Here is a 12,374-nt window from a genome sequence, read left to right on the forward strand (position 1 = left end):
GTCTCCTTTCCTGTAAGGAGGCTTTTTTTTGTGAAGAATCATGATTGTTGCATTTGAAAACAAGTATCGTTATAATAGCTCCTAAGGACAGCTGAATATCGATTGTATCCTTCGGGGCAGGGTGAAAATCCCGACCGACGGTAATAAAGCAAATGCTTTACAGCCCGTGACCCGTTAATTTATTAACGGTTGATTCAGTGAAAAGCTGAAGCCGACAGTGAAAGTCTGGATGGGAGAAGGATAAAAGAAAGCTATGAACGAAAAATATTTGTTGATCATAGTCTTATTTCTGATGCAAAAAACCACAGCCCCGGAATTTTTTCCGGGGCTTTCTGTATGTTTTTGTTGTTAATACACACATGCAGTGTTTATTAGGTGATCCCTCATCTACCTTGTATGGACCATAAAAAGCGACGAAGGTGCTCAATCGATCACATGTCCCTAACATCGCTTTTTTAAAAAGTGAGAAATACAAATGAAAAGAAAGGGAGGATCACATGTTTACGGGGATTATTGAAGAAGTTGGCACCGTTCAGTCATTAAGTAAAAAGTCAGCAGATGCCATGGAAATAGTCATTACATGCAGCCGTGTGCTGGAAGATGTTCACCTCGGAGACAGTATCGCCATTAATGGAGTATGTCTGACAGTCACAAGCTTCACAAAAGGACAGTTCACCGCAGATGTGATGCCAGAGACGGTCAAATCGACATCACTGGATCAGCTGACAAAAGGCAGTCCAGTGAATTTAGAGCGAGCCATGTCCTCAAATGGACGATTTGGCGGCCATTTTGTCTCTGGCCATGTTGATGGAACGGCTGTCATTACCCGAATAGAAAAGAAGAGTAATGCCATTTACTATGATTTAAAGATGGACAAGACCCTCACAGATATGCTCACCCAAAAGGGTTCGATCGCAATAGATGGTGTTAGCTTGACCATTTTCGATTTGCGAGATTCATATGTCACAGTCTCTATTATTCCTCATACGCTTGAAGGAACTATTTTCCCGACTAAATCTATGGGGGATATCGTGAATATAGAGTGTGACATGATCGGTAAATACATTTATCGTTTTTTAACAAAAGAGCAAGGCGATAAACAGCCATCTCGATTGACCCCATCATTTCTAAAAGAGCACGGATTCTAGGAGGCGATTGTATGTATCATTCTGTTGATGAGGCAGTAAATGCCCTTAAACAAGGAGAAATCATTATCGTAGTGGATGATGAAGACAGAGAAAATGAAGGAGATTTTGTGGCACTTGCTGAGCATGCCACACCTGAAGTGATTAACTTCATGGCTTTACATGGAAGAGGCCTCATTTGTACGCCAGTCGATGAGTCGATCGCCAAACACCTGAATCTGCATCCAATGGTTGAACATAATACAGATGCACACCATACAGCATTTACAGTAAGCATCGACCATGTGACAACGACGACTGGTATCAGTGCTTTTGAGCGCTCCACGACCATGCTGGCCATGTTAAATAAAGACGCAAAACCAGACGAATTTGCCCGTCCAGGCCATGTTTTTCCGCTTATTGCAAAAGAAGGTGGCGTACTAGAAAGACCAGGTCATACAGAGGCGGCGGTTGATCTTGCTAAACTGGCAGGCTCAGAGCCAGCGGGTGTCATATGTGAAATTATGAATGCAGATGGATCAATGGCTCGCGTTCCTGAACTAAAGGAGATTCAAAAACAGCATGATTTAAAGATGCTGACAATAGAAGCATTACAGACATATTTAAACAATAATCAAGCAGCGACTATCAAAACAAAATAAAAATCACAAAAAAGGATGATCAACATATGAATACAATACAAGGTCATGTAGTAGCAGAAGGACTAAAATTTGCAATCGTTGTAGCGAGATTCAATGATTTTATTACAAGTAAACTGTTAGATGGAGCAGAAGACACATTACTCAGACACGGAGCAAATGGTGATGATATCGATGTTGTGTGGGTACCAGGCGCTTTTGAAATCCCGTACATGGCAAAAAAATTAGCTGAAACCAAAAAATATGATGCAGTCATCACACTTGGAACCGTGATCAGAGGCGCAACGACTCACTATGATTACGTGTGTAATGAAGCTGCTAAAGGAATTGCTCAAAGTGCAATGTCAACAGGGGTACCGATTATCTTTGGTGTACTGACAACAGAATCGATTGAACAAGCCATTGAAAGAGCTGGTACAAAAGCTGGAAATAAAGGCAGCGAATCGGCTGCAGCTGCTATTGAAATGGCGAATCTTAATCGAACGTTCTCTTAATTTAGTGAAAAAGAGTTTAAAAACGGTATAAAAATGTTTATAATGTGTGATGAGCAAATGAATCATAAGACATTTGCTGGAAATTAGGATAATTTGAATATTGAGGGGTATATATGTTAATTCGTTACAAGAGGTCTTTTGAAAAAATTGCCATGGGACTCCTGTCCTTTATGCCGGGTGAGAAAGACGTCAAACAGCTTCAGCAGACGATGAAGTCATATGAAATGGATGAAGATCGGCAGCTGTTCCTATGGAAAGATGGCGAGGATATTGTAGGTGCTATTGGTGTGTTGAAAACAGACGACCAAGTACAAATCGAACATATTAGTGTGAATCCATCCCATCGTGATCAAGGAATCGGCAAGGAAATGGTTTTAGCCGTGGAAGACATATTTAAAACCAAAACACTCATTCCAAATGAATTAACGCAAGGCTTCTTTCATAAGTGTCACAGCGAATCAAATTAAATATCACACATGTAAAAGCAGAGGCTATAGTCCTCTGCTTTTTTTACGTTCAATCTGCTTTTTTCGCTCCAGCAATACATCTGTCCGGTCACGGAGTCTATGTTTTTCGATCAAAAATGTATGGGATAAGTTGCTTTCCTGTCCAAAGAGCAGTCCTTCTTTTTGGGCCATTTCTTGGCATAAAGAAAGAAGTGCTTCATCTTTGATCGGCAGCATCACACTTTCATAGGGCATATCTTCATCCATTTTCTTTTTCAGCGTTCTCAGAAGCATCAGAAATGCCTCATCATCCAGACCGAGATCCGATAATACTGAACGGTTTGCTTCTAACAAATGAAGACTGTTAGAAATGAGCCGTTTTGCTCCTTTTCCATTTCCCCGTCTTTGATGATACAAGGCAACAGCGAGCTGAATGAGCCCGACCCAATATGCTTTGCGCTGCTCAGGGGGATCTTCCTTCCAATATTCCTCTAGAATTTCATGACACTCAAAATAATCTCTTGTCGTATGAAATTCGTGTAAAAAAGCCACGTACGCTTCAGGATACACAGCGGTCATCTCCTTTTCCACTTTCAGTCTAACATATTGAAAAGAAAAGAAGAAAGAGCGTCCCTTTAGTGAAAAGGACGCTCTGTTTCTTTAATAAACCCAAGCCGCGCCAACGATGATCAGCAAGATGAAAAGCACGACAATAAGCGCGAATCCTCCGCCAAAGTTATAGCCATCTCCCATAATGATACGGCCTCCTTTTTCATCAGTTCTGATTACAATGGTATTCTATGTATAAATGCCCTTATTGGTATGGGCGGATCCACTGTTTTTCTTGATTTGCCTAAGGCATCATGGCCGAAATTATATTGGACGAGAGCTTTATCCTGTCTTATACTAAAGGTTAGCCGGTGAAACGGTACTTAGAAGACAGTAGAAATGGTGAGAAAAAGATGCTGGAATATCAGGTGAAAATAGATTCGTTCGAGGGTCCTTTGGACTTGCTTTTACATTTAATTAACCGGTTGGAAATTGATATTTATGATATTCCCGTCGCTAAAATTACGGAGCAGTATTTATTATATGTCCACACGATGAGGGAGCTTGAGCTCGATGTTGCGAGTGAATATTTGGTCATGGCTGCAACCCTCCTCAGTATTAAAAGCAGAATGCTTCTTCCGAAACAAGAGGAAGAGCTGTTTGATGAAGACCTGCTTGAAGAGGAAGAGGATCCTCGAGAAGAGCTGATTGGCAAATTGATTGAATACCGCAAGTATAAAAATGCAGCACAAGAACTAAAGGAACGCGAAGAAGAAAGGCAAAATGCCTTTACAAAACCACCGAGTGATTTAAGCGAATTTGCAAAAGAATCAGAAGCGAAGGACACAAATTTACACGTAACGGTGTATGATATGTTAGGTGCGTTCCAAAAGGTATTAAACCGGAAGAAAATAACGAAACCAGCACCATCAAAGATTACAAGACAAGAAATCCCGATTGAAGACAAAATGAATGAGATTATGAACCATTTAAGAAAAACAAAAAAGCGGACCAATTTCATGACTCTATTTCAACATGATCAAAAGGAACACCTTGTCGTGACGTTTCTTGCTGTTCTCGAATTAATGAAAAGTCATCAAATCATGCTAGAGCAGGAAGGGAACTTTGAAGACATTTATATCATAGGGAGTGAAACGATTCATGACGCTTGATATCGTGAATTGGAAAGCCATCTTAGAAGCGCTGCTGTATGCAGCAGGTGACGAAGGCTTAACAAGAAAACAGCTCATGTCTGTTCTTGAAGTAGATGAGTCGGTATTACTCGACATTATGTCTTCCGTAAAGGAAGAGTATCAAAAACAAGAACGAGGGATTGAGCTCATTGAATATGCAGATTCATATATGCTGCTGACGAAAAAAGAATACAGCATGTATTTAAAAAAATTAGTCGAGACACCATCCAAAGGTTTGTCGCAGGCAGCGCTGGAGGTGCTTGCCATTGTTTCTTATAAACAGCCGATTACACGCAGTGAGGTAGAGGAAATCAGAGGAGTCAAATCAGAGCGTGTGCTTCATAGCTTAGTAGCCAAAGCGCTGCTCTGTGAAGTAGGACGTGCCGATGGTCCGGGACGAGCGATTCTCTATGGGACAACCCCTACCTTTTTAGAGCAATTTGGCTTAAAAGCCTTAGATGAATTACCTCCGCTTCCAGAGAATGTGGAAGCCGATGGAGTACAAGAAGAGGCTGATCTATTTTTTGAAAACTTCAATCAAACATTTGAAGATATAAAATAGTTCAAAAGAAGGAAAAATGTATGATAAAATATAAAAAAGATTTTAGGTCTAAAATCTTTTGATGACAGATAAAATGGTGACAAAGCCATGAGGGGAAGGTAAACACGAAACAAATGGCACATATGAATGTAAAGGCTCAAGTTGATCAAGCAGGCGTCTTTTTATCAAAGGTTGCAATTGAAATGAATGGTTTTTTGAACGAAGCCACCTTATCAAGCTTGAAACGATTAAACCCCGAAGCGGAAGCCTATTATTGTGACATATTGAGTACATTACGGAAGCTTGCAGTGTACAGCGAGGATGCAGCAGCAGTTTGCAGGAAAATGGGGCAGCAGCAGACATTTCCGCAGCAAGCCGCACAGCAGATGCTTCACCGTATTTATCATCAATGTATTGAAGAATTTTTCACGCCGAAAAAGGATACATGGTATGAAGACAGCCGTTCAGCCTATACAGGAAAAAGCAGCATTGTTTTTCACCATGAAGTATCCGCTGATATGAAACAATTATTTTCTTCATTAGAAAAAGACTTTTTAGCGATGAGAGAAGAGCTGGAATATACGACTTCTCATCAGCAAGTGAAAATGGTATAAGTAAGTCGAAGAAGCGCCTCTACATGTAGAGGCGCTTTTTTTTATGGACGAGGCATCATAACTTTTTCAGCTGAGCATACACTTGTACAAAACGGACAAGGACGTGAATGAACATGCCCTATTTAAAAATTGGAACAGCAGTCCTTCTTCTATTTACACTCTTACTGCCTTTTTTCTCACATGCCAAAGCAGACATTTCGTTATCAGTGAGTGCAAGAAGTGCCATTTTAATAGATGGACAGTCAGGCAGAGTCCTATTTGGAAAGGACGAGCACGAAAAAAGAAGAATCGCCAGTATTACAAAAATCATGACGGCTGTATTAGCCATTGAATCAGGAAAAATGAAAGATACCGTCAAAGTATCAAAACGTGCGATTCAAGCGGAGGGCTCATCCATTTATTTAAAGGAAGGGCAGAAGGTGAGCTTAGAAGATTTGACATACGGGCTCATGCTGCGTTCTGGAAATGATGCAGCTGTTGCCATTGCAGAGCATGTTGGCGGCAGCTTAGAAGGCTTTATTTTTATGATGAATCAAAAGGCGGCTGAACTAGGAATGGAGAATACGAATTTTCAAAATCCGCACGGGCTCGATGATCATAAAAATCATTATTCATCGGCCTATGACATGGCGATCCTAACAAAATACGCGATGAAGCATAAACAATATCAAAAAATTGCTGGTACGACTTTCTATAAAGCGAAAACAATGGAAGGCTATTGGAAAAATAAAAACAAGCTGCTCACCGGTTTATACGAATATTCCACTGGAGGGAAAACAGGATATACAAAACTTGCAAAACGTACACTCGTCTCCACCGCTGCAAAAGGGGATGCTGAGCTGATCGCTGTGACCATTAATGCGCCGGACGACTGGAAGGATCATATCTCTATGTTTGAATATGCATTTGATCACTACAAAACGTATGTGCTTGCTGAAAAAGGAAGACTTGCTTCGTTAAAAGGGAGCTTTTACGAAAAAAAAGCGTTTATCAAGCGTGATGTGGACTATTTTTTAAATGAAGATGAGAAAAAACTTGTCAAAATTGAAACAGAAATGCTCACCCCTAAAAAGAAATGGAAAAAAAACGCCGAAGCCATCCCAGATGTTGTAGGAAAAATGACGATTTTATTAGATGGACAGGTGATCGAGCAATTACCGATTTTTTATGAAAATAAACGAAACCGCATGCCTCAAAAAAGCTTTCAAGAAATGTTTAAGTCTGTCTTTCAGACCTCTATAGGCGGATCTTCATGGTCAATCTAATTTGGGTATTTCTCACTGTCATCGGTCTTGTCTATGCGATGTTTAATGGAACGATGCAGGAAGTGAACGAGGCTGTATTTAAGGGCTCAAAAGAAGCGGTTACTATTTCAATTGGTCTGATTAGTGTCCTCGTTTTTTGGCTCGGGCTCATGAAGATTGCTGAAGAGGCAGGGCTGTTAAATTTCTTTAGTAAATTGTGCCGGCCCTTTATTTCAAAGCTATTCCCGGATATTCCGCCTCATCATCCTGCAATGGGTTATATTTTGTCCAATCTCATGGCAAATTTCTTTGGTCTTGGGAATGCCGCTACACCGCTTGGGATTAAGGCGATGGAGCAGATGAAAGCATTAAACGGCGGAAAAAATGAGGCAAGCCGTTCTATGATTACATTTCTAGCGGTCAACACATCCTCTATCACACTTGTGCCAACAACCGTCATTGCTATAAGAATGACCTATGGGGCAGATCAGCCAACAGACATTGTAGGACCAACCATTTTAGCAACACTCATTTCAGGAATCGGTGCAATTCTCATCGATCGTTATTTCCACTATCGCAGAAGCAGGCGGGGGTGATCTTGTGGCATTTATTAACTGGCTGTCACTTGCTTTGATTCCACTGATTATCGCAGGGATTTTGATTGCTGGAACTATTAAAAAGGTACCAACCTATGAAACATTTGTGGAGGGAGGAAAAGAGGGCATTCAAATTGCCTTTTCCATCATTCCCTATTTAGTCGGCATGCTTGTAGCTATTACGATATTCCGTGCGTCAGGTGCGCTTGATTTTGTTATGGGACTTTTAAAACCAGTCTTTACAGCGATTGGTTTCCCAGCAGAAGTCGTTCCGCTTGCGTTTATTCGCCCGATATCTGGAACGGCTGCACTTGGAATGACATCAGATTTGATAGCGACGTATGGCCCAGATTCTTTTATTGGCCAGCTCGCGGCTGTCATGCAAGGGTCAACAGACACCACCCTTTACATTTTGACGGTTTATTTTGGAGCAGTCGGTATTAAAAAAATGGGAGATGCGCTAAAAGTAGGTTTGTTAGCAGATCTCATTGGTGTCATTGCATCTGTGATTATCGTCAGTTTGTTATTTAGCGGCGCCTAATCAGGCGCTTTTTTGTATTTCATGGATGGAAAATCGCTTTTTAGCTGAAATTAGATAGACGAAACGCTTATTTTTCCACGAATGCTTGTTTGTTTTAGGTCAAGCAAGTAAGATAGTACATGAGGTGAAAGACAAATGGAACGTTTACAGAAAGTAATTGCACATGCCGGCGTCGCTTCAAGACGAAAGGCTGAAGAATTAATTAAAGAAGGACGAGTTACCGTTAATGGTCAAACAGTGACAGAGCTCGGAGTGAAGGTGGGCTCATCAGATAAAATTGAAGTCAATGGCTTAAAGCTTGAAAGAGAAGAACCGGTTTACTTTATGCTTTATAAACCGCGTGGCGTCATTTCTGCTGCCGAGGATGATAAAGGACGTAAGGTCGTCACAGACTTCTTTGATGATGTCCCGCAGCGCCTTTATCCAATCGGCCGGTTAGATTATGATACGAGCGGTTTGATTTTGATTACAAATGATGGGGAATTTGCCCATAAGCTCATGCATCCGAAATACGAAATTGATAAAACGTATGCAGCGAAGCTAAAAGGCATACCATCAAAGGAACTGCTTAGAAAGCTAGAAAAAGGGATCATGTTAGATCATAAAAAAACAGCACCTGCTCGTGCGAAAATGCTTTCTATTGATAAACGAAAGCAAACTTGTATTGTCCAATTAACCATTCATGAAGGCAGAAATAGACAAGTACGCCGCATGTTTGAAGCGATCGGCCATGATGTCTTAAAGCTAAAGAGGGAGCAATATTCGTTCCTTCATATTGAAGGTATGAGACCAGGAGACCGCAGAGAATTGTCTCCACATGAAGTAAAGCGCCTGAGAGCAATTGCCGATCATGGGAAAAGCGCTTTTTAATTTTCACATAAACTTCAAAAAATGAAGAAGCATCAAAAGAAGGAGAATGCTATAATTTACCTGAATGTCTATGGGGAAGGGGTACTTCAGATGAAAAAAAGACGGTTTTTCATACGGACGGGCATTCTCCTCGTGATGCTTGCTGCACTATGTTATACAATGTATAACTCAGTATTTGCCAAACAGGATCGAGTCAAAGAAGGATCTATTGCGCCAAACTTTGTCCTTCAATCTGTGGATGGGGATCGGATTGAATTAAAGGACTTAAAAGGCAAAGGTGTCTTTCTTAATTTTTGGGGTACATGGTGTGGTCCGTGTAAACAAGAATTTCCTTATATGGCGAATCAATATGAAGTGTTCAAGGATCGCGGTGTGGAAATTGTCGCAGTCAATGTTGCGGAGTCCAAGATTGCCGTGAAAAATTTTATGGAATCCTATGGCGTGAATTTTCCTGTTGCCATGGACAAAGATCGTCAAGTGACAGAGGCATATGATATTACGCCGCTGCCAACCACATTTTTAATTAATCCTGAAGGCAAGGTAATCAAAGTCATAAAGGGAACGATGACAGAACGTAATGTCTATGAATATATGAATTTGATTAAACCAAAGGGGTCATAGAATGAAAGAGGTAAAGTGCGAGTGTGGACATATTAATCCAATCGGTACTGTTCTATGTGAGTCATGCGGGAATCCCATTGCGGCTAAAGAGAAGAACTCTTCAAAGCTGCTTGATATGAGATATGACGGCAGTGCAAGACGCTCGCAAACATACAACAAAACGATTGTTGATAAAGTATGGAACTTTTTTTCTTCCGTTAAAGTAGGTGTGTGGCTGATTGTCATTACACTGCTTGCATCTTCGCTTGGAACGATTTTCCCGCAGGAGCGATTTATTCCGCCAGGAGCGTCTGCTTCCACGTATTATGAAGAGCAATATGGATCCTTTGGCAAGCTGTATTATACACTTGGATTCCATGATCTTTATAATTCTTGGTGGTTTTTAGCTCTTATCGCATCAATCGGAATCTCCCTTGTTATTTGTAGTCTCGATCGCGTTATTCCTCTTTATCGAGCACTCAAAAACCAAGGGGTTATCAAAAAAGAAGGCTTTATGAGAAGACAGCGTCTGTTTAGTGAGACAGACAAAACATTAGATGAGCATACATATGAAGGCATCATAAGAGCAATGAAACAAAAGCGTTACCGCGTGCGAGAAGAAAATGGGCATATTTTAGCCGAAAAAGGACGTTTTTCACGCTGGGGACCTTACGTCAATCACATTGGATTAATCATCTTTCTCATTGGATCGATGCTCCGGTTCGTCCCGGGCATGTACGTGGATGAAACGCTGTGGGTCAGAGAAGGTGAAACTGCACCGATTCCAGGTACGGATGGTCAATACTTCTTGAAAAATAACGCGTTTTCAATTGATCGTTATGAAACTGGAAATGAAAAAGAAGTGTTTGAGAATGCCATTGAAAAAGCTGGCGACGGTCAAGTGGTGAAAAGCTATAAAACGGATGCCATCTTATACAAACGTGAAGGAGAAGTTGTATTTGGTGAAAAGCCCAAGCTGAAGCAGGTAACAGAACACGATATCAAAGTGAATGAACCGCTTAAGTTTGACAATTTCTCATTATATCAAGTGGATTTTAAACAAAATGAACTCGATCAAATGGTCTTTCAGCTGATTCGTAAAGATACAGAAAAATCTTTCGGTACAGTGAAGATTAATCTGCTGGAGCCTAAGTCGGAATATGATCTTGGTAGCGGTTACAAAGTCAAAGTGATGAGCTATCTGCCTGATTTTTATTTTGACGATGATGGAACGCCGAGTACGAAAACAAGGAATCCGAATAATCCTGCTTTCGTGTTTGAAATGATTTCTCCTGAAAAACCTAAAGGTGAAAAAAGCTTTGTCGCCATTCAAGAGACAGTAGAGGGCTCTGATAACAATCTATATAAAATGAAGTTTGATCGGGTTGAAACGAAAAACGTCACAGGCTTAACTGTTAGAAAAGATTTAACACTAGGGGTGCTCATTGTAGGCGGAATCATTTTCATGATTGGTGTCGTGCAGGGGATGTATTGGCAGCATAGAAGAATCTGGCTGTCGGCAAAGGATGGAAAAGTATTGGTGGCAGGACATACAAACAAAAACTGGTTCGGCTTAAAGTCCGATCTTAACGTGTTACTGAGCGGCAGTGGCATCAAACAGCCAGTTGATCAAAAAGAGCTGCCTGATACAACAAGTATCAGCAAAAGCAAGGGGGAAGGATTAGATGGCGGCAGTCAGTGAAAATCTGTTATTTGCAGCTTTTCTATTTTATTTAGCAGCAGTTCCTTTTTTTGGTGGTGCCATTAAGGGAAAAAAGAAAGAAGATGGACCGCGAAGGAATAAGGCGGCACTCATTGGCATTACGCTTACTATCATCGGTTTTTTGAGCCAGTTGGGCTATTTTATTTCAAGATGGATTGCATCTGGTCATGCACCAGTCAGTAATTTGTTTGAGTTCACTACCGCTTTTGGCATGATGCTGGTGCTTGCATTCATCATTTTATATTTTGTGTATCAAGTGTCTGTACTTGGTTTATTCACACTTCCAATCGCTTTATTGATTATTGCCTATGCAAGTATGTTCCCATCAGATATTTCACCGCTGATTCCTTCACTTCAAAGTAATTGGCTTTATATTCACGTGACAACAGCAGCACTTGGTCAAGCCATTCTAGCCATCAGCTTTGTGGCAGGCGTCATCTTTCTATTAAAGCATGTGGATCAAACAATGCCAGGGAAGAAGACGTTTGGTTTAGAGCTTGTCATGTTTATGATTGTGGTGACACTTGCATTTATCGCTGTCACGTCTATTTTTAGAATGACAGGGTATGAAGCGACATTTAATTGGATCGATAAAAATAAAGAAAAAAGTGTGATGGTCTATGAGCTGCCAGCTCTTGTCGGCCCTCATAAAGGGGAGCTTGTGACGGAAGATCGTTTGGAGCCGTTTGTTGAGCTGCCACCTGTTTTTTCAGGCAGAAAGGTCAATACAGTGTTATGGTCATTTAGCGTAGGGTTGATTATATACGGACTCATTCGATTGATCATTCGCAAACGACTGAGCGCATTGCTTCAACCGCTAGTGAAACAGGTGAACCTAGATTTAGTCGATGAAATTGGGTATAGGGCTGTTTCGATTGGTTTCCCTGTATTTGCATTAGGCGGGCTGATTTTTGCCATGATCTGGGCACAAATTGCATGGACTAGGTTTTGGGGCTGGGATCCGAAGGAAGTATGGGCATTGATTACGTTTCTCTTTTATGCAGCCTATCTTCATCTTCGCTTGTCGCGAGGCTGGCATGGTGAAAAGTCCGCTTGGCTTGCTGTGATCGGCTTCGCCATTATTATGTTTAATCTCATCTTTGTCAATCTTGTCATTGCGGGGCTTCATTCCTACGCATAATCACAAGGAAAAGGCCAACTTTTATGATTCAATTCGGCT

At 41.0% G+C, this 12,374-nt stretch carries 15 protein-coding genes, 1 pseudogene and 1 riboswitch; of the genes and pseudogenes, 14 read left to right on the forward strand and 2 right to left on the reverse strand.

Annotated elements, in window-relative coordinates; all coding sequences use genetic code 11:
* Positions 1-103: 103 nt before the first annotated feature.
* A riboswitch (FMN riboswitch) is annotated at positions 104-245 on the forward strand.
* Between the two features lie 252 nt (positions 246-497).
* The 4 genes and pseudogenes from ribE (V6Z54_RS15605) (at position 498) to V6Z54_RS15620 (ending at position 2,744) form a co-directional block, all read left to right on the forward strand.
* Positions 498-1,148 (forward strand): riboflavin synthase, encoded by a 651-nt coding sequence (gene ribE / locus V6Z54_RS15605; protein ID WP_073979656.1) that lies wholly within the window; start codon positions 498-500, stop codon positions 1,146-1,148.
* Between the two features lie 11 nt (positions 1,149-1,159).
* Positions 1,160-1,738 (forward strand): annotated as a pseudogene (gene ribB / locus V6Z54_RS15610) (3,4-dihydroxy-2-butanone-4-phosphate synthase); the annotation flags it as partial.
* Positions 1,739-1,812: 74 nt separating this feature from the next.
* The gene (gene ribE / locus V6Z54_RS15615; RefSeq protein WP_029706184.1) at positions 1,813-2,277 is read left to right on the forward strand and encodes a 6,7-dimethyl-8-ribityllumazine synthase; all 465 of its coding nucleotides are present in this window, start codon (positions 1,813-1,815) and stop codon (positions 2,275-2,277) included.
* Between the two features lie 113 nt (positions 2,278-2,390).
* A complete protein-coding gene (locus tag V6Z54_RS15620; protein WP_039179637.1) occupies positions 2,391-2,744 on the forward strand; it encodes a GNAT family N-acetyltransferase in 354 nt (117 codons plus the stop codon).
* 24 nt (positions 2,745-2,768) lie between these two features.
* Here the strand turns inward: V6Z54_RS15620 and V6Z54_RS15625 are convergent, their stop codons facing one another.
* The gene (locus tag V6Z54_RS15625) at positions 2,769-3,293 is read right to left on the reverse strand and encodes a DUF309 domain-containing protein (protein WP_075611582.1); all 525 of its coding nucleotides are present in this window, start codon (positions 3,291-3,293) and stop codon (positions 2,769-2,771) included.
* Between the two features lie 90 nt (positions 3,294-3,383).
* On the reverse strand, positions 3,384-3,476 hold the full coding sequence (locus V6Z54_RS15630) for a YjcZ family sporulation protein (RefSeq protein ID WP_012010430.1): 93 nt from the start codon (positions 3,474-3,476) through the stop codon (positions 3,384-3,386).
* Positions 3,477-3,685: 209 nt separating this feature from the next.
* Between V6Z54_RS15630 and V6Z54_RS15635 the strand changes: the two genes are divergently transcribed.
* The 10 genes from V6Z54_RS15635 (at position 3,686) to ccsB (ending at position 12,335) form a co-directional block, all read left to right on the forward strand.
* On the forward strand, positions 3,686-4,444 hold the full coding sequence (locus V6Z54_RS15635; RefSeq protein ID WP_024422848.1) for a segregation/condensation protein A: 759 nt from the start codon (positions 3,686-3,688) through the stop codon (positions 4,442-4,444).
* A complete protein-coding gene (gene scpB / locus V6Z54_RS15640; protein ID WP_024422847.1) occupies positions 4,434-5,027 on the forward strand; it encodes an SMC-Scp complex subunit ScpB in 594 nt (197 codons plus the stop codon). The genes V6Z54_RS15635 and scpB overlap by 11 nt, the downstream gene beginning before the upstream one ends.
* A 113-nt stretch (positions 5,028-5,140) precedes the next feature.
* Positions 5,141-5,620 carry a YpuI family protein gene (locus V6Z54_RS15645; protein WP_041085975.1) on the forward strand — a complete coding sequence of 160 codons (480 nt, stop codon included), beginning with the start codon at positions 5,141-5,143 and terminating at the stop codon, positions 5,618-5,620.
* A 113-nt stretch (positions 5,621-5,733) separates the two neighbouring features.
* Entirely contained in the window at positions 5,734-6,885 is a 1,152-nt protein-coding gene (locus tag V6Z54_RS15650; protein WP_338527476.1) for a D-alanyl-D-alanine carboxypeptidase family protein, read from the forward strand.
* A complete protein-coding gene (locus V6Z54_RS15655; protein ID WP_041085971.1) occupies positions 6,873-7,460 on the forward strand; it encodes a nucleoside recognition domain-containing protein in 588 nt (195 codons plus the stop codon). Before V6Z54_RS15650 ends, V6Z54_RS15655 begins: the two co-directional genes overlap by 13 nt.
* 4 nt (positions 7,461-7,464) lie before the next feature.
* Entirely contained in the window at positions 7,465-8,001 is a 537-nt protein-coding gene (locus V6Z54_RS15660) for a spore maturation protein (RefSeq protein WP_041085969.1), read from the forward strand.
* A gap of 135 nt (positions 8,002-8,136) precedes the next feature.
* The gene (rluB, locus tag V6Z54_RS15665) at positions 8,137-8,871 is read left to right on the forward strand and encodes a 23S rRNA pseudouridine(2605) synthase RluB (protein ID WP_024422842.1); all 735 of its coding nucleotides are present in this window, start codon (positions 8,137-8,139) and stop codon (positions 8,869-8,871) included.
* A 90-nt stretch (positions 8,872-8,961) separates the two neighbouring features.
* Entirely contained in the window at positions 8,962-9,492 is a 531-nt protein-coding gene (locus V6Z54_RS15670) for a thiol-disulfide oxidoreductase ResA (protein ID WP_041085967.1), read from the forward strand.
* A gap of 1 nt (position 9,493) precedes the next feature.
* Positions 9,494-11,173, forward strand: coding sequence for a cytochrome c biogenesis protein ResB (locus V6Z54_RS15675; RefSeq protein WP_041085964.1), 1,680 nt, complete (start codon positions 9,494-9,496; stop codon positions 11,171-11,173).
* Positions 11,157-12,335 (forward strand): c-type cytochrome biogenesis protein CcsB, encoded by a 1,179-nt coding sequence (ccsB, locus tag V6Z54_RS15680; RefSeq protein WP_338527477.1) that lies wholly within the window; start codon positions 11,157-11,159, stop codon positions 12,333-12,335. Before V6Z54_RS15675 ends, ccsB begins: the two co-directional genes overlap by 17 nt.
* Positions 12,336-12,374: the final 39 nt, after the last annotated feature.

This window comes from Bacillus sp. MAG717A, assembly GCF_036884855.1.
GTDB lineage: Bacteria > Bacillota > Bacilli > Bacillales > Bacillaceae > Bacillus > Bacillus safensis.